This is a genomic window from Streptomyces sp. CA-250714 (assembly GCF_050936705.1).
GTDB lineage: Bacteria > Actinomycetota > Actinomycetes > Streptomycetales > Streptomycetaceae > Streptomyces.
This window is the reverse complement of record NZ_JBNJMI010000002.1, coordinates 3612011-3630598: the sequence shown is the minus strand read 5'-3', so window position 1 is coordinate 3630598 and position 18588 is coordinate 3612011. Positions and strand designations below refer to the sequence as shown.

Below are 18588 nucleotides of genomic sequence, written 5' to 3'. Positions count from 1 at the left end.
CGGCTACGGGGACAATGGGTCCGTGCGGTATCTGATCCTGGGGGCGAGCGAGGCCCATGACGAGGCGGGACGGCCGCTCCCGCTGGGCGGGCAGCGGCTGCGTGCGCTGCTCGCCGCCCTCGCGCTGCGCTCCCACAACCGCGCCCCCACCTCCCCGGACACACTGATCGACGAGGTGTGGGGGGACGTGGAGCCCGACAGCATGCCGGAGAACGCCCCGGCCGCGCTGCAAGCACTCGTGGGCAGGCTGCGCCGAGCCCTCGGCAAGGACGCCGTCGAGTCGCTGCCCGGCGGCTACCGGCTGCGGGTCGACCCGGAGCGGGACGAGGTCGATCTGATCCGCTTCGAACGGCTGGCCACCGAGGGCGAGCGTGCCCTGGAGGCCGGGGACGCCGAACGGGCCGCCTCCGTACTCCGCGAGGGCCTCGCACTCTGGCGCGGCCCGGCCCTCGCCGACCTGCCCGACCGCACCCGTGTCGCGGCTCGCGCCGAAGCGCTGCGGCACACCGCGCTGCAACGCCGCCTCACCGCCGACCTCGCCCTCGGCCGCGCCGCCCGCGTGCTGCCGGAGCTGCGCGAACTGGCGCCCGAACGCCCACTCGACGAGCCGTTGCAGACGCTGTATCTGCGCGCCCTGCACGAGAGCGGTCGTACGGCGGAGGCGCTGGCCGTCTACGAGTCCGTACGCCGTGACATAGCCGCCCGCCTGGGCGCCGACCCCGGCCCCGAACTGCGCGCCCTGCACGCCGAACTGCTGGCTGCCGGCGCCCCGACGGGCGCGCCCGGTGCCGTGCCAGGTGCGGACCAGCCCGGATCCGGCGCTGGGCCTGATGGGGCCGACGCCGCGTCATGGGGCTCTGGCTCCGTGCCTCCGGGGGTTGGTGCCGCGCCCCCGGGGGTTGGTGCGGCGTCCTATAGGTCCGGCGCTGCGCTTCCGGGCTCCGGCCCGGTGCCCCCGGAGTCCTCCGGCCGGGCGGCGTCGGGTTCCGGCGCTGTCCGGCCGGACCCGCGTGCCGCGCCGCCGGGTTCCGGCACGGCCCCGCCGGGTTCCGGCGGCGCCTTTCCAGGGCCCGATGCCGCTTCGCCGGGCTCCTACGCGGCGGGCTCCAACTCAAGTGCCGAGCCTTCCGGTTCTGGCTCCGCCGGTGCTGACGCCGGGGCCGCGTCGCCGGGCTCCCACGCGGCGGGCTCCAACTCAGGCGCCGCACCTCCCCGTTCTGGCTCCGCCGGTGCCGGCCCCGGCGCCGCTTCGCCGGGCTCCCACGCCGCAGGCTCCAACCCCAACACCGCACCCCCCAGCCCTGCCACCCGTCCCGGCCCCGGCGCCGCAACGCCGGGCTCTGGCGCCGCAACGCCAGGCCCCAGCTCCACCCCGCCGGGCTCCCACTCCACCCCGCCAGGCACCCCACCCGCACCTCCGCGCTCCCATAGCGCGCCGCCCTCCCCCGGCGCACCGCCCTCCGCCGTCGGATCCGCCGTACCGCCGCACGCCGGCGACGACAGTGTCCGCCGTCCGCTGGGCAACCTCCGGGCGCGGCTGACCAGCTTCGTCGGCAGGGAGACGGACATCGCGGCCATCGGCGCCGACCTCGGTTCCTCCCGGCTGGTCACCCTGATCGGGCCTGGTGGCTCGGGCAAGACCAGGCTCGCCGAGCAGGTCGCCGCGACGTCGGCAGCGGCCGACCCCTCGCCGTATCCCGACGGCACCTGGCTGGTGGAGCTCGCACCGCTCGATCACCCCGCCGCCGTGCCGGGTGCCGTGCTCAGCGCTCTCGGCCGCCGGGTGACGTCGCTGTCCACGGCGGCCACCGAGGGCACCCGGTCGCTGGGCGGCGAGGCGGATCCCACCGCGCTGCTGGTCGAACATCTGGAGCAGCGCGGCCTGTTGCTGGTGCTCGACAACTGCGAGCACGTCGTGCATGCCGCCGCCACCCTCGCCGAGACGCTGCTGGCGCACTGTCCCGGGCTCACCGTGCTGGCCACCAGCCGCGAACGGCTCGGGGTGCCGGGCGAGACGGTGCGCCCTGTCGAACCGCTGCCGCCCGCGCCCGCGCACCGCCTGTTCGCCGACCGCGCCGCCGCGGCCCGCCCCGGGTTCCGTACGAGCGAGGACCCGGAGGCCGTGGCCGAGATCTGCCGCCGCCTCGACGGACTGCCCCTCGCGATCGAACTCGCGGCAGCGCGGCTGCGGTCGCTCACCCCGCGCCAGATCGCCGACCGGCTCGACGACCGCTTCCGCCTGCTGACCAGCGGCAGCCGTACCGTACTGCCGCGCCAGCAGACCCTGCGGGCCGTCGTGGACTGGTCCTGGGACCTGCTGGACGAGCGGGAACGTACCGTCGTTCGCAGGCTGTCCGTCTTCGCCGGCGGCTGCACCCTCTCCGCCGCCGAACACGTGTGCGCGGACGGCTCACCGCAGGACACCGGACAGCCGCCACCGGACCCCGAGCAGTCGCCACCGGACACCAACCTGGAGCAGATCCACCCGGACGACGTACTCGATCTGCTCTCCGCGCTCGTGGACAAGTCCATCCTCGTCGCCGACCAGCCGCCCGCCCTCACCGGCACCGGCGTGCGCTACCGCATGCTGGAGACGATCCACGACTACGCCCGCGAGCGTGCTGCCGAACACCCGGCCGACCGGGAGGCTGCCGAGGCGCGGCACACAGCCCAGATCCTCCGCTTCGCCAACGCGGCCGAACCCCGCCTTCGCTCCGGCGAACAGCTCTCCTGGCTGCCGAGAGTCGAGGCCGATCTGGACAACATCCGTGCCGCTTTGCACCGTTCGCTGCGCAACGGGGAGCGTGACACGGTCGTCTCCCTCGTCCGCGTGGCCGGCTGGTTCTGGTGGCTGCGCAACTATCGCGACGAGGGCGCGCACTGGGTCGAGGCCGTCCTGTCGATGCTTCCTTCCACTGCCGAGGAGCGCGACCGTGAAGAGGAGCTGCTCTTCCGGGAGTTCCAGCTGCTGGACTACTTCTTGCTGTCCGAGCAGTACAGCCAGGAGTTCCTCACCGACCCGCACCACCGTGCCGTCGCCAAAGAACTGGTGGCTGTCTTCCGCGAGCCCGGGCCGGTCACCGCCCGCTTCCCCGGCATGCTCTGGCCCTTTACCGGCTATCTGATCGACGGCAGCAAGGGCGTGGCGCCGCTGATGGACCTGTCAGTCGCCAACTGCCGCCGCTACGGCGGCCCGTGGGAACTGGCCGTGGCGCTGCTGTTCCGCGCCCACGTGCAGATGGACCTGCCCGGCGGCCTGTCCGTAACCAAGGACGATCTCCCCGAGATCAGCACTCTCGCCGAGAGCACCGGCGACCGCTGGCTGCTGAGCCAGACGTGCGGACTGCGCGCCGAGGTCGCCCTCCAGGAGGGCCGCTACGACGATGCGCGTGCCGAGTGCGAGACCGCCCTCCGCTACGCCCAGCAACTCGGCGCCCTCACCGAGATGCCGGTGCTGGTCGCCCGTATCGCCGACATCTGGTATCGCCGCGGTGATACGGAACAGGCCGACCAGCTGGCCCAGCGCGCCATCCAGGACGCCGAGCGGCTCGGCATCAGAGACGCGCTGACCATCGCGGTCTTCGTACGCGCGGTCGCGGCGACCGAGGCAGGCGACATCGCACGGGCCCGCGAACTCCACAGCCAGAGCAGGAAGAACGCGTCCGTCGGTACGCCGCCCGCGATGTTCGACGTGATGATGCGCGTGCTGGACGCCCGTATCACCGCCTCCGAGGGGCCCGACCTGCTCCCCGAAGCCATCCGCAAGATCCGTGCAGCGCTCCGCATCGGGCTGGAGATCGGCATCCCGGAGAGCCTCGTCGGCCAGACGCTGCTGACCGCGGGCTACGTCCTGCACCTGGACGGCCGGCACGCCCTGGCCGTCCAGTTCGCCGACGCGGCCCAGCAACTGCGGGGTGCCCTGCCCGCGAGCGTGCCCGAACTCCGGCTCGACGGCACGATCCGCGCCTACTCCGCCGCCGACGGGGTCGACGGGGCCGACACGGACGGGGTCGACGGGGCCGACGCCGGCCCGGCCGGACGTCCGTCGCTCACCGCCGTCGAGGCCGTCGAGCGCCTGGACGAGCTGTGCGCCCAGTTCGCCGCCGACATCTCCACGGAGGACGCTCCGCCCGCCGACGAGGGGTGACGTTCCACCACCAGCCGTACGTCGCGGTCGCCGGTATTGGAGCTGAGCATCACCGTGTCCCGCGTGACCTCGACGAGGTGGCGCTCGGCCCGCGGGGGCGAGGGTGAAGACGGAGGCGGTGGCTCAGGACTAGGGCTCGGCGGCGGGGGGAGCGGCCTGGGCGCCGGAGGCTCCGGCCGCGGCGGTTCGGGCCGCGGCGGGGGCTCGGCCGCATCGGCCGGTTCCGGCTCCGGCGCCGAGCCCGGCTCCGCCTGTGGCGGCGCCGGATCGGGCTGCTCGGGGGCGGGCTCCGGTTCTTCAGGCCGCGGCTCGGGCCGGGGCGCGGGGTCCGGCTTCGTCGGCGGCTGTCCGGGCGTGGAGGGCGGGGCGGGATGCCGTGCCTCCGGTTTCTTGGCCGGCTCGCCGTCGCCTCCGGACAGCGCGTACGCGATCACCGCACCGGCCGCCGCGGCCACCCCGAGCCCAATACCGGCCTTCGCGGGCGCACCGAGCCCCTCCGACGCGGCACCACCCGCCCCGGCACCCGCACTTCCACTTCCGGCGCCACCACTCGCCCCGGCACCCGCACTTCCGCTCCCGGCGCCACCGGCGGCAGCGCCTCCCGTAGCGCCGCCCGCACCGCCCGCCGCCGCACCTCCCGCGCTTCCGGCCCCGGCACCGCCCGCCGCGGCACCTCCCGCAGCCGCCGTCGTCGCGCCGCCACCAATCAGCGCCGCGAACGCCTTCGCGCCGCTCGCCGTCCCGAACCAGCCGACCAGGGCCAGCGGGACCAGCAGCCTGATGTGCTCGTTGAGGTCCTTGACCTCCGACGCCGCCTGGCGGCACGCCGGACACTCCTCCAGATGCCGGGCCAGCCCGCGTTCGGCACGCATCCGCAGCCCACCGCGCGCATAGGCGCCGAGCCGGTCCGCATACCGGGCGCACTCCCCGCCCTCCGTCAGCGCCTGGTTCACATGTGCCTGGAGGTACGCCTGCTTGAGGTGCTCCCGCGCCCGGTGCGCCGCCGTCGCCGTGGCCCCACGGGACTTGCCCAGCAGCGGCGCCACCTCCTGCGGCGGTACGCCCTCGACGGCCGTGTGCCACAGCAGCATCCGGTCGTACTCGGACAGACTCCGGAACGCCCGCACCACCAGTCGCTGTTCGGCCTCCCGCATCGCCCGCACCTCGGCACCCAGCTCCAGGGTGTCCTCGTCACACGCCGCGGAGGCGGCGGCCGACTGCGCGAAAGCGGCGAAGTCGTCCACCAGCCGCTCCCGCCGCCGGGTCCGCGCCCAGTGCGCCGCCACATGCCGTACGGAGGCCAGCAGATAGGCCCGCACCGACGCCTCGGGGCCCTTGCCGCCGCGTACCGCCTGCAAGGTGCGCGCGAAGACCTCGCCCGTCAGGTCCTCCGCCGTATCCGCGTCCCGGCAGCACGTCCGGGCATAGCGGCGCACCGGCTCGGCGTGCCGCCGGTACAGCTCCTCGTACGCCCCGTCGTCGCCCTCCCGCATCCGGGAGAGCAACTCCATGTCGGAGACGCCGTGCCTGCCGCGCCGACCACGATGCCTGCCGTGCCCGCCGCCACGGACGCCGTGCCCGTCATGCCCCCGTGAGGTGTTCTGCCGACTGCGCTGCTCCGGCACCTGGCGCGAGACCGACCGCTCGGGCTCCTTGTCACCACCCATAGCCGCGACTTCCGTACCCACCCCGCGTGCTGTACATCGCGTCAGCGTGGCACAGCACTGCTGGATGGGAACCCGACAAGCAGACCAACCACCCGTTCGGGTAATACCGCACAGTTCGGCGAATGCCGAGCCCCCGCGGCTGGCTGCTCAGCGCGCCACGGGAGGCCTCAATGCGCCACAGGTGGCTCCTCAGCGCGCGCTACGGGAGCGCAGCCCCTCCAGCAGGATGTCCAGCAACCGCGTCGAGGCCGCGGCCTGCTGCGCCGCATCCGGCAGTGAGGGAGCGGCAGTCGCTATCACCAGCAGCACATCGCCCACGGTCACGTCCGGGCGCAGCTCGCCCGCCTCCCGCGCCCGATCGACCAGCTGCCCGACGACCTCGAGCAGTTCGGCCGCTCCCGGATCCTCCTCCAGCCCGTCGTACGCGGCACCGGACGCGGTCGCGGAAGTGTGGCGCTCCACCAGCCGCAGTTCCGGTTGCGACCCCTCGACGGGCGTCGGCACCTCGGCGTATCCGCTCTGCACGGAGGTGCGCTGCTGGGGTACCCGCAAGGCGCTGTCGGGCCGGTTCTCCGCCCGGAGTATCCGCGGCGGCAGCAGCCGCCCCGCTCCTGAGGCGACAGAGGTGCGCAGGAACCGGGAGAGTGCCGACCAGGGCTCCTCCTCCTGGCCCAGCGCGGCCCGCGCCTGCTCGGTCAGCCGCGCCGTCTCTTCCTCTGCTATCCGCCTGACCAGCACGTCCTTGCTCGGGAAGCGGCGATAGACCGTCCCGACCCCCACCCGTGCCCGACGCGCGACGTCCTCCATCGGCGCGCCGTAGCCCAACTCGCCGAAGACCTCGCGCGCGGCACGCAGTACGTGCTCGAGGTTCCGCTGCGCGTCCACCCGCAGCGGCGTCGTCCGCGACGCTGCCGCGGCAGCTGTGGCGTGCGCGGTGGTCTGGCCCTCCGCAACGGCCGAGACAGCGGTCTGCGCCACCCCGGCATGAGAGCCGTGAATACCCTGAATGTGCATCGTTGTTCCCCCGGTAAATCCATGTCTCCCCCCGGAGACCCCCGCGTCCGCGGGGTCGGAATGCAGCGCACTGGTCCATTGGCCGCACCCGCTGGGATACGAACATAGTTGAGCCCACCCTGAGAGAGAAGAGGGCGTCCCGGCACGGCCGTTTGGCCCTGCGACACCCGTACCGGCCGTAGCCTGCCCTTACGCCCCGCGCGCCCCCTGCGCCCCAGCCGTGACCTGCAAGGACCACACCCCGTACGACGTCGGCGGTACAACGAGCGCCCGGCGCACACCGGTCACATGATTGACGTGTCCTGTGGACAAACGAGGGGCCGAGGGTGCGTCATGGTCGGGTGACGAAGGCCACTAAGGAACCTGCGAAACCCGCGCGCATCCTCGTTGTCGGCGGCGGCTACGTCGGCATGTACACAGCGCTGCGCCTCCAGCGCAGACTCAAGCAGCGACTCCGGCAGACCGCCCGCCCCGGCGAGGCCCCCGCGCCGGACGCATCGGCCGCGCCCGGCGCACCTGCTGTGCCGTACACGCCGGATGCGCCGGGGGCGCCCGTCGCCGATTCGCTGGAGTCCGCCGACGGGGTCACCATCACGATCCTGGACCCCGACCCGTATATGACGTACCAGCCGTTCCTGCCCGAGGCCGCCGCCGGGTCGATCTCCCCGCGGCACGTCGTCGTACCGCTGCGCCGGGTGCTGTCGAACTGCCAGGTCATCGTCGGTGAGGCCCGCAGCATCGACCACGACCGCCGGGTCGCCCACATCTCCACCCTCGCCACGGTGGAGGCCGACGCCGCCCGCGCGGCCCACGCGGCGCCCGGGGAACGGCCCGAGCCGCAGACCCTCGAACTGCCCTACACCGAACTCGTCCTGGCGCCGGGCTCCGTCTCCCGCACCCTCCCGGTGCCCGGCCTCGCCGAGCACGGCATCGGCTTCAAGACCGTCGAGGAAGCCATCGGCCTCCGCAACCACGTGCTCGAACAGCTCGACATCGCCTCCTCCACCCGCGACCCCGCCCTCCGCGACGCAGCCCTCACCTTCGTCTTCGTCGGCGGCGGCTACGCGGGCGTCGAAGCGCTGGCCGAACTGGAGGACATGGCGCGCTACGCCTGCCGCTACTACCACAACATCTCCGCGGACGACCTGCGGTTCCTCTTGGTGGAGGCCAGCGACCGGATCCTGCCCGAGGTCGGCGAGGAGATGGGCGGCTACGCGCTGCGCGAGCTGCGCGCCCGCAACATCGACGTACGCCTCGGTACCCGTCTGGACTCGTGCGAGAACAGGGTGGCCGTCCTCAGCGACGGCTCCCGCCATCCCTCCCGCACTCTGGTGTGGACGGCCGGTGTCAAGCCCCACCCCCTGCTGGCCCGTACCGGACTGCCCCTCACCGCGCGCGGCAAGCTCAAGTGCGAGCCCACGCTGCGCGTCGAGGGAACCGAACACGCCTGGTCGGCGGGCGACGCCGCAGCCGTCCCCGACCTGACCGCGGCACCGGCCCCGGACACGGCAGCCGGTGCGGCACCGGGTAAGACGGCGGCCACCGACGGTGCGGAACCGCCGTTGTGCGCCCCCAACGCGCAGCACGCCGTACGTCAGGCACGCCGCCTGGCCGACAACCTCGCCGCGGTGTGCGAAGGCCAGGACCCCACCCCCTACCGGCACTCCTACGCGGGCTCCGTCGCCTCCCTCGGACTGCACAAGGGCGTCGCGCACGTGTACGGACGGAAACTCAAGGGCTACCCTGCCTGGTTCGTGCACCGCGCCTATCACCTCAGCCGGGTGCCGACCTTCAACAGGAAGGCACGCGTGCTGGCGGAATGGGTGCTCTCCGGCCTGTTCAAGAGGGAGATCGTCTCCCTCGGCTCGCTGGAGCACCCCCGTGCCGAGTTCGAACTCGCGGCGGGCGCCGAACGGCGCCGCGACGAGAACTGAGGGTTCCACCGGCACGGTGGGCCACACTGGACATGTGACCATGGGTGGGCCCGCGTCTGCGAAGCGTGACCCCGAAGCGGCCCCCCAGCGACCCGAGCGAACACAGCGAACCACACAAGGAATCGGACGACGTGAACTTCACGCGCTGGAGCGCCCGACTGCCCGGCACACAGCGGCGCACCGCTGCCGCCCAGGCCGCGATAAAGGCGCGAGCGCAGTCGACCGATACCTCCGGCGGCAGCACGGACGACAACAGCACGGACGACGCCGGTCAGGACACCGGCCAAGGCACCGGCGACAAGCGCACCAGTGACAAGCGCACCGGCAGTGCGGACAAGGACGACGCCGGTACGAGCAGCGAAGGCACCGACAGCGGCACCGACGCCGGCGGCACAGCCCTCGACAGCGGCGCACAGCCGGCCGCAACGGACGCCGCACCAGCAGCCGGAACGACGGTGCCCGACCAGGCGTTGCCCGGTCAGCCCGTGCCCGACCAGTCCGCGCCCGCACCCGACCCGTCCGTACCCGATCAGACGGTGCCCGGCCAACCGGCGCATCCGTACGAGGACGGCACGGACACCCCCACCGTCCCCGCGGCCCGCAGCCGCCCGCACGCCGAGAGCGACGCGGCGGCGAACACCACCCAGGACACCCAAGGCACTCCGGAGCCCCAACCCGCCCCGGAACCCGAAAGTGTGGCGTGGCAGCGCAGACGCGCCATCGACGCGCTCCCCATTCGCGCACTGCTCGGCCAGGTTCCCGCGCTGGCAGCCGTCGTCTACGGCTCTGAGCACCGCATCGCGTTCGTCAACGACGCCTACACCCAGGTCTTCGGCCCCCGCCCCACCGGCGCGGCGGCCCGGGAGGCGCTGCCCGAACTGGTGGAGCTGGGCCTGCTCCCGCTGATGGACCAGGTCAGGCGCAGCGGTCGGCCCCGTACGGTCAAGTCCCGCCGGGTACCCCCGCAGCCGGGTGCGGCGAGCACCAGACGACGCGCGGGCTACTACACCTTCACCTGCACCCCCATCACCACATCGGGTGACAGCGGCGTGCTGATCTTCGCCGCCGACGTCACCGACCAGGTGGAGGCGGTTGAACGGCTCCGCGCCAGCGAACGACGGCAGCGCGAGGCCGCCGTCACCCTCCAGCGCAGCCTGCTGCCCCAGGAGTTGGAGCAGCCCGACGATCTGCGCGTCGCCGCCACCTACCAGCCGGGCGGCACGGACGCGGCTGTCGGTGGCGACTGGTACGACGTCATCACGCTCGGCGCGGGCCGCACAGCGCTGGTCATCGGCGACGTGATGGGCCGAGGCGTGCGCGCCGCCGCCGTCATGGGCCAGCTCCGCACGGCCGTACGCGCCTACGCGCGGCTCGACCTGCCGCCGCACGAGGTGCTGCAGCTCCTCGACGGGCTCGCCGCCGAGATCGACGCCTCCCAGATCGCCACCTGCGTCTACGCCGTCCACGACCCGAACGAAGGCCGCCTCGACTACGCCTCCGCCGGGCACGTACCCATCCTCGTACGCGACGCCGACGGCACCGTCCACCGCGCCACCGAGCACACCGGCCCGCCGCTGGGCACCGGTGGCTGGCTGCACACCTCGGGCAGCCTGCCGCTGCCCGAGGGCGCCACCGCCGTCCTCTACACCGACGGCCTGATCGAACGCAGGGACGCCGACATCGACGAGGGCGTGGCCGCGTTGGAAGGTGCCTTCGCCGGCGCCACCGGCTCCCCCGACATCATCTGCGACAGGCTGCTGCGCGCCCTGGGCATCAGCGAGGACCACGACGACGACGTGGCGCTCCTCGTCTTCCAGCGGCCGGTAAGGACCGGGCCCGACGCCGAACTTTTCCACAACGCCGCGCTCGACCTGCTCGGCGGCACCGAAGCCGCCCCGCGCGCCCGCGCCTTCGCCTCCGGCGTACTGGCCTCCTGGCGCTTCCCCACCGAACTCCGCGACCTGGGCGTACTGGCCGCGAGCGAACTGGTCGCCAACTCCCTGCAGCACGGCACCCCGCCCATGCGGCTGCTGCTGCGCCGCACCGACCGCCGCCTGATCATCGAGGTCACCGACGGCGACGAACACCTCCCCCGCCGCTGCCGGGCCGAACCGGCCGACGAAACCGGGCGCGGCATCTCGATCATCGCCACCATCGCCTCGGCATGGGGGAGCCGCCGCACCCAGGGCGGCGGCAAGTCGGTCTGGTGCGAGTTCGCCCTGCCGGGCAAGTAGCCGTCATACGGCGCGGCGGGGCCGATGACCGTCCATACGGATCGTTCCCCGCCGCCCCCGGCTACCTGGCCGCCGCCCCGGCTACCGCGCCGCGCCGACGCGCTCGTCCTCGACCGCCGGACGCGCCGGCCGGTCCCCCCGCGCCACGATGACCGACCCGGGCCGGTCCTCGCGCTCGGAGAGCCGCCGCCCCAGCAGCAAGGCCAGCCCCGTCATGCCCAAGCAGCACACCACCAGCGCCACGATGTACGCCGACCACGCCCCGGCCGCGGCGAGCGCCCCGCCCACAGCCGGACCCACGGCCAGCGCCAACTGCTTCACCAGCGCGAAAGCCGAGTTGTACTGCCCCACGAGACGCGCCGGAGCCAGGTCCGCGACCAGTGGCGCCACCGTCGGCGAGAGCATCGTCTCGCCGACCCCGAACAGCGCATACGTACCGATGAGCAGCGCAGTGGCCACGGCCTGCGCCCCATGCACAAGCCCGGAAGCCCCCGCAGCCAACCACGCGACCGTCCAGATCAGGCCCACAAGCGCCACCACCCGGCTGCGCCGCCGCCCCTCCACCAGCCGCAGCACCACGAACTGCGCCAGCACGATCATCGCCGTGTTGGCGGCCAGCGCGATCCCCAGCGTGGAGGTCGAGATCCGCGTGACGTCCACGGCGTACGCCGACAGCCCGGACTCGAACTGCCCGTAGCACGCGAAGAAGATCACGAACCCCAGCACACACAGCAGCACCATCGACCGGTCCCGCAGCAGCACCCCCCAACCGGAGCCCTCCGCGCCGGAGCCACCCTCGACCCCGGCAGCCGCCACCGCGGGGCGCCCCACCCGCACCGTCACCAGCACGGCGAGCAGCACGAGGAACATCGTCGCCTCGATGACGAACAGCAGGGTGAAGCTGGCCGGATCGTGCTCGTTCACGAGCATTCCGCCCAGCAGCCCGCCGATGCCCAGGCCCAGGTTGTTGAGGAAGAACTGGGTGGCGAAGGCGCGCGACCGCGATCCCGCCGTCGAGCACCACACGATCAACGTCGCCAGCGCGGGCTGGAGCACGGCGATACCGGCACCCATCACCGCCGACGCGGCCAACACGGCGGGCGCGCTGGTCGACAGCCCGAACCCCAACGCCCCCACGGCAGCCGAAACCGCACCGACGACAACCACCACCAGTGGTCCGCTCCGGTCGATCACGCGCCCCGTGAACGGCAGCACCAGCAGCGCGGCGGCGGCGAACGCGGCGAGCACCGCACCCGCGGTGCCCTCACCGAGCTCCCGCACCCGCGCTACGTACACAAAGAGGAACGGCACCGTGAAGCCGTTGCCGAAAGCTGCCAGCGCGTTACCGAGCTGGATCCGCCGCAGAGCGGCGGCCGTCGCCGTGGTCACACTCACCTGCCTGAGTCGAGAGACGTACAAGGGATACAGCTACGAAGACTTCGAAGCTAAAGTTCGATGCTAAAGAATACACAGGGCAAGCGTTTAGGGCGAACGAGTCACCGTGCGATACTGCGCACATGCCGGACCGACAACCGACGCTCGACGAGCAGATCGCCATCTACCAGCGGGAGTACCGCGACCTCGACCCCCAGGTGGAGAAGGTGGTCAACGCCCTGAGCAGGCTCGACCGCCGGATGAGCGTCGCCTACGGCCGCCAGCTCGCGACCCTCGGTCTCAGCAGCCCGGAGTGGGAGGTCCTCAAGGAGCTCGTCATGGCGGGCAGCCCCTACCAGCTCTGGCCCGGCACCATCGCCAGACGCCTCGGCCTCACCCCCGCGGCAATGACCCACCGCATCGACCGGATGCTCACCCAGGACCTGGTCACCCGCGAGCGCGACCCCGACAACCGGGTCCGCGTGATCATCGGCCTCACCGACACCGGCCGCGAGAAGTGGCTCGAGGTCATGCGCATGGCGTCAGCCTTCGAGGAAGATCTCCTCCAGGACCTCTCCACGGACGAGCGCGTACAACTCGGCGAGCTCCTCACCCGTCTCCTGCGCCGCGTCGAACACGCCCAGCCCGACGCCGGCGGCCGCCTGACCGACCTCGACTGACCCTGTACCAGGGCGAGTTGGACCGACCTCGACCCCAGTTGACAGTACGACCGGTGATCCGTAAGGTTCCTCGGGTTGTCAGCGGGCCGTCACGCCTTCTGATGACTCCTCTCCGCCGCTCCGGTGGAAACCACTACTCAGCACCATCTCCCTTCGCAGGGGTCTGTTCGGCATGCCGAATTGCTTTTGCGGGTCGGCTCAATTTGGAGCCGGGCGGGGAAAGGCTCTAAAGTAGCGGTCAGCCGGAAGGCGCCCCGCCGACAGGGGAAATCCGATTCGGAAGACGGCACGGAAACGGGCAGGAAAACGGATCTGATAGAGTCGGAAACACCGAAAGGGCAAACGTCCGGAGGAAACCCGCGAGGGAATCCAAAGGAAGCGTCCGTTCCTTGAGAACTCAACAGCGTGCCAAAAGTCAACGCCAGATATGTTGATACCCCGACTCGCCGAAGGCGAGTTGAGGTTCCTTTGAAGAAAATTACAGCGAGGACGCTGTGGACAGTGCCGGACTATTCCTCTGGTTACTGTTCCGCTCTTCTGCGAATGATGCATTCACGGAGAGTTTGATCCTGGCTCAGGACGAACGCTGGCGGCGTGCTTAACACATGCAAGTCGAACGATGAACCGGCTTCGGTCGGGGATTAGTGGCGAACGGGTGAGTAACACGTGGGCAATCTGCCCTGCACTCTGGGACAAGCCCTGGAAACGGGGTCTAATACCGGATATGACACGGGATCGCATGATCTCCGTGTGGAAAGCTCCGGCGGTGTAGGATGAGCCCGCGGCCTATCAGCTTGTTGGTGGGGTGATGGCCTACCAAGGCGACGACGGGTAGCCGGCCTGAGAGGGCGACCGGCCACACTGGGACTGAGACACGGCCCAGACTCCTACGGGAGGCAGCAGTGGGGAATATTGCACAATGGGCGAAAGCCTGATGCAGCGACGCCGCGTGAGGGATGACGGCCTTCGGGTTGTAAACCTCTTTCAGCAGGGAAGAAGCGTAAGTGACGGTACCTGCAGAAGAAGCACCGGCTAACTACGTGCCAGCAGCCGCGGTAATACGTAGGGTGCGAGCGTTGTCCGGAATTATTGGGCGTAAAGAGCTCGTAGGCGGCTTGTCGCGTCGGATGTGAAAGCCCGGGGCTTAACCCCGGGTCTGCATTCGATACGGGCAGGCTGGAGTTCGGCAGGGGAGATCGGAATTCCTGGTGTAGCGGTGAAATGCGCAGATATCAGGAGGAACACCGGTGGCGAAGGCGGATCTCTGGGCCGATACTGACGCTGAGGAGCGAAAGCGTGGGGAGCGAACAGGATTAGATACCCTGGTAGTCCACGCCGTAAACGTTGGGCACTAGGTGTGGGCCGCATTCCACGTGGTCCGTGCCGCAGCTAACGCATTAAGTGCCCCGCCTGGGGAGTACGGCCGCAAGGCTAAAACTCAAAGGAATTGACGGGGGCCCGCACAAGCGGCGGAGCATGTGGCTTAATTCGACGCAACGCGAAGAACCTTACCAAGGCTTGACATACACCGGAAACCTCTGGAGACAGGGGCCCCCTTGTGGTCGGTGTACAGGTGGTGCATGGCTGTCGTCAGCTCGTGTCGTGAGATGTTGGGTTAAGTCCCGCAACGAGCGCAACCCTTGTCCTGTGTTGCCAGCAACTCCTTCGGGAGGTTGGGGACTCACGGGAGACTGCCGGGGTCAACTCGGAGGAAGGTGGGGACGACGTCAAGTCATCATGCCCCTTATGTCTTGGGCTGCACACGTGCTACAATGGCCGGTACAATGAGCTGCGATGCCGTGAGGTGGAGCGAATCTCAAAAAGCCGGTCTCAGTTCGGATTGGGGTCTGCAACTCGACCCCATGAAGTCGGAGTCGCTAGTAATCGCAGATCAGCATTGCTGCGGTGAATACGTTCCCGGGCCTTGTACACACCGCCCGTCACGTCACGAAAGTCGGTAACACCCGAAGCCGGTGGCCCAACCCCCTTGTGGGGAGGGAATCGTCGAAGGTGGGACTGGCGATTGGGACGAAGTCGTAACAAGGTAGCCGTACCGGAAGGTGCGGCTGGATCACCTCCTTTCTAAGGAGCATCTTTGGCCGCTTCGGCGGTCCAGAGGCCCACTACGCGAGCGAACGACTCGCGGTGGGTTGCTCATGGGTGGAACGTTGACTATTCGGCACTCTCGGTTGGTCTTGGGCTAGTACTGCTCTTCGGAGCGTGGAACGCGTAAGGCGGACTGGGGGTGTCGGGCGCGCTGTTGGGTGTCTGAGGGCACGGCCGTTGAAGGTTGTGGCTCTTGGTTGCCGGTCCCAGTGAACTCGCTCTTCGGGGTGGGGTGGTGGGTGGCTGGTTGTTGTTTGAGAACTGCACAGTGGACGCGAGCATCTGTGGCCAAGTTTTTAAGGGCGCACGGTGGATGCCTTGGCACCAGGAACCGATGAAGGACGTGGGAGGCCGCGATAGGCCCCGGGGAGCTGTCAACCGAGCTGTGATCCGGGGGTGTCCGAATGGGGGAACCCGGCAGTCGTCATGGGCTGTCACCTGCCGCTGAATGTATAGGCGGTGTGGAGGGAACGCGGGGAAGTGAAACATCTCAGTACCCGTAGGAAGAGAAAACAACCGTGATTCCGGGAGTAGTGGTGAGCGAAACCGGAGGAGGCTAAACCGTATGTGTGTGAGACCCGGCAGGGGTTGCGCATGCGGGGTTGTGGGATTCCACTTCAGTGGTCTGCCGGCTGCTGGACGAGTAAGAAATTGTCGATGTAGGCGAAGGGCATGCGAAAGGCCCGGCGTAGAGGGTAAGACCCCCGTAGCTGAAATGTTGGCAACTCGTTTGTGGGACTCCCAAGTAGCATGGGGCCCGAGAAATCCTGTGTGAATCTGGCGGGACCACCCGTCAAGCCTAAATATTCCCTGGTGACCGATAGCGGATAGTACCGTGAGGGAATGGTGAAAAGTACCGCGGGAGCGGAGTGAAAGAGTACCTGAAACCGTGTGCCTACAAGCCGTGGGAGCGTCGCATCAAGTGTTTGCACTTGGTGTCGTGACTGCGTGCCTTTTGAAGAATGAGCCTGCGAGTTTGCGGCATGTTGCGAGGTTAACCCGTGTGGGGGAGCCGTAGCGAAAGCGAGTCCGAAGAGGGCGACCCAGTAGCGTGTTCAAGACCCGAAGCGGAGTGATCTAGCCATGGGCAGGGTGAAGCGCGGGTAAGACCGTGTGGAGGCCCGAACCCACCAGGGTTGAAAACCTGGGGGATGACCTGTGGTTAGGGGTGAAAGGCCAATCAAACTCCGTGATAGCTGGTTCTCCCCGAAATGCATTTAGGTGCAGCGTCGTGTGTTTCTTGCCGGAGGTAGAGCACTGGATAGGCGATGGGCCCTACCGGGTTACTGACCTTAGCCAAACTCCGAATGCCGGTAAGTGAGAGCGCGGCAGTGAGACTGTGGGGGATAAGCTCCATGGTCGAGAGGGAAACAGCCCAGAGCATCGACTAAGGCCCCTAAGCGTGTGCTAAGTGGGAAAGGATGTGGAGTCGCAGGGACAACCAGGAGGTTGGCTTAGAAGCAGCCATCCTTGAAAGAGTGCGTAATAGCTCACTGGTCAAGTGATTCCGCGCCGATAATGTAGCGGGGCTCAAGTACACCGCCGAAGTCGTGTCACTGCAACGTGAAGGGCTAACGCCTGTTGTGGTGGGTAGGGGAGCGTCGTGTGCCGGGTGAAGCAGCCGTGGAAGCGAGTTGTGGATGGTTCACGAGTGAGAATGCAGGCATGAGTAGCGATACATGCGTGAGAAACGTGTGCGCCGATTGACTAAGGGTTCCTGGGTCAAGCTGATCTGCCCAGGGTAAGTCGGGACCTAAGGCGAGGCCGACAGGCGTAGTCGATGGAGAACCGGTTGATATTCCGGTACCCGCTATGCAGCGTCAAACATCGAATCAGGTGATGCTAAGTCCGTGAAGCCGCTCTGGATCCTTCGGGTGAAGGAGTTGTGGTGGAGCCGACGGCCCGAGCTTGTAGTAGGTGAGTGATGGGGTGACGCAGTGAGGTAGTCCAGCCCGGGCGATGGTTGTCCCGGGGTAAGGGTGTAGCCCGTCGGGTAGGGAAATCCGCCTGGCATGAGGGGTGAGACCTGATGCCGAGCCGTTTGTGGTGAAGTGGGTGATCCTGTGCTGTCGAGAAAAGCCTCTAGCGAGTTGTGTGGCGGCCCGTACCCTAAACCGACTCAGGTGGTCTGGTAGAGAATACCGAGGCGTTCGGGTGAACTATGGTTAAGGAACTCGGCAAAATGCCCCCGTAACTTCGGGAGAAGGGGGGCCATTTCTGGTGATCACCCGTGCGGTGTGAGCTGGGGGTGGCCGCAGAGACCAGCGAGAAGCGACTGTTTACTAAAAACACAGGTCCGTGCGAAGCCGTAAGGCGATGTATACGGACTGACGCCTGCCCGGTGCTGGAACGTTAAGGGGACCGGTTAGTCAGGGTTTCGATCCTGGTGAAGCTGAGAACTTAAGCGCCAGTAAACGGCGGTGGTAACTATAACCATCCTAAGGTAGCGAAATTCCTTGTCGGGTAAGTTCCGACCTGCACGAATGGCGTAACGACTTCTTGACTGTCTCAACCATAGGCCCGGTGAAATTGCAGTACGAGTAAAGATGCTCGTTTCGCGCAGCAGGACGGAAAGACCCCGGGACCTTTACTACAGCTTGATATTGGTGTTCGGTTCGGCTTGTGTAGGATAGGTGGGAGACTGTGAAGCGGCCACGCCAGTGGTTGTGGAGTCGTTGTTGAAATACCACTCTGGTCGTGCTGGATGTCTAACCTGGGTCCGTGATCCGGATCGGGGACAGTGTCTGGTGGGTAGTTTAACTGGGGCGGTTGCCTCCTAAAGGGTAACGGAGGCGCCCAAAGGTTCCCTCAGCCTGGTTGGTCATCAGGTGGTGAGTGTAAGTGCACAAGGGAGCTTGACTGTGAGACTGACGGGTCGAGCAGGGACGAAAGTCGGGACTAGTGATCCGGCGGTGGCTTGTGGAAGCGCCGTCGCTCAACGGATAAAAGGTACCCCGGGGATAACAGGCTGATCTTCCCCAAGAGTCCATATCGACGGGATGGTTTGGCACCTCGATGTCGGCTCGTCGCATCCTGGGGCTGGAGTCGGTCCCAAGGGTTGGGCTGTTCGCCCATTAAAGCGGTACGCGAGCTGGGTTTAGAACGTCGTGAGACAGTTCGGTCCCTATCCGCTGCGCGCGTAGGAGTCTTGAGAAGGGCTGTCCCTAGTACGAGAGGACCGGGACGGACGGACCTCTGGTGTGCCAGTTGTTCTGCCAAGGGCATGGCTGGTTGGCTACGTTCGGGAAGGATAACCGCTGAAAGCATCTAAGCGGGAAGCCTGCTTCGAGATGAGGACTCCCACCCCCTTGGAGGGGTTAAGGCTCCCTGGAGATGACGGGGTTGATAGGCCGGATCTGGAAGCCCAGTAATGGGTGGAGGTGACCGGTACTAATAGGCCGAGGGCTTGTCCGTAGATGCTCGCGTCCACTG

Annotated in this window: 6 protein-coding genes, 2 rRNA genes and 1 pseudogene; 6 read left to right on the top strand and 3 right to left on the bottom strand. The window is 68.6% G+C overall.

Translation table 11 applies throughout. The annotated features are described in order from the left end of the window. Positions 1-202: 202 nt before the first annotated feature. Positions 203-2179 (top strand): annotated as a pseudogene (locus tag ACQEU8_RS35120) (BTAD domain-containing putative transcriptional regulator); the annotation flags it as partial. 1787 nt (positions 2180-3966) lie between these two features. Here the strand turns inward: ACQEU8_RS35120 and ACQEU8_RS35115 are convergent. Both ACQEU8_RS35115 and ACQEU8_RS35110 read right to left on the bottom strand, forming a co-directional pair. Then, on the bottom strand, positions 3967-5658 hold the full coding sequence (locus ACQEU8_RS35115; protein WP_433108947.1) for a sigma-70 family RNA polymerase sigma factor: 1692 nt from the start codon (positions 5656-5658) through the stop codon (positions 3967-3969). 345 nt (positions 5659-6003) lie between these two features. After that, complete coding sequence (locus tag ACQEU8_RS35110) at positions 6004-6828, bottom strand: TetR/AcrR family transcriptional regulator (protein ID WP_433108402.1); 825 nt, start codon at positions 6826-6828, stop codon at positions 6004-6006. A 410-nt stretch (positions 6829-7238) separates the two neighbouring features. Here ACQEU8_RS35110 and ACQEU8_RS35105 point away from each other — a divergent pair, with 410 nt between their 5' ends. After that, on the top strand, positions 7239-8762 hold the full coding sequence (locus ACQEU8_RS35105; RefSeq protein WP_433108945.1) for an NAD(P)/FAD-dependent oxidoreductase: 1524 nt from the start codon (positions 7239-7241) through the stop codon (positions 8760-8762). Between the two features lie 131 nt (positions 8763-8893). Continuing rightward, the gene (locus ACQEU8_RS35100) at positions 8894-10996 is read left to right on the top strand and encodes a SpoIIE family protein phosphatase (protein ID WP_433108400.1); all 2103 of its coding nucleotides are present in this window, start codon (positions 8894-8896) and stop codon (positions 10994-10996) included. Between the two features lie 81 nt (positions 10997-11077). Here the strand turns inward: ACQEU8_RS35100 and ACQEU8_RS35095 are convergent, their stop codons facing one another. Continuing rightward, positions 11078-12385, bottom strand: coding sequence for an MFS transporter (locus ACQEU8_RS35095; RefSeq protein ID WP_433108943.1), 1308 nt, complete (start codon positions 12383-12385; stop codon positions 11078-11080). 128 nt (positions 12386-12513) lie between these two features. Between ACQEU8_RS35095 and ACQEU8_RS35090 the strand changes: the two genes are divergently transcribed. The 3 genes from ACQEU8_RS35090 (at position 12514) to ACQEU8_RS35080 (ending at position 18570) form a co-directional block, all read left to right on the top strand. Then, positions 12514-13050, top strand: a complete 537-nt coding sequence (locus ACQEU8_RS35090) for a MarR family winged helix-turn-helix transcriptional regulator (RefSeq protein ID WP_433108398.1) — start codon at positions 12514-12516, stop codon at positions 13048-13050. Between the two features lie 551 nt (positions 13051-13601). Beyond that, positions 13602-15132, top strand: a 16S ribosomal RNA gene (locus tag ACQEU8_RS35085). Positions 15133-15442: 310 nt separating this feature from the next. Next, a 23S ribosomal RNA gene (locus ACQEU8_RS35080) occupies positions 15443-18570 on the top strand. The 16S and 23S rRNA genes sit together here, the layout of an rRNA operon. Positions 18571-18588: the final 18 nt, after the last annotated feature.

Coding starts and splice junctions, on each gene's coding strand:
- ACQEU8_RS35115 (WP_433108947.1), bottom strand. CDS start 5,658: ATGGAGTTGCTCTCCCGGATGCGGGAGGGCGACGACGGGGCGTACGAG.
- ACQEU8_RS35110 (WP_433108402.1), bottom strand. CDS start 6,828: ATGCACATTCAGGGTATTCACGGCTCTCATGCCGGGGTGGCGCAGACC.
- ACQEU8_RS35105 (WP_433108945.1), top strand. CDS start 7,239: ATGTACACAGCGCTGCGCCTCCAGCGCAGACTCAAGCAGCGACTCCGG.
- ACQEU8_RS35090 (WP_433108398.1), top strand. CDS start 12,514: ATGCCGGACCGACAACCGACGCTCGACGAGCAGATCGCCATCTACCAG.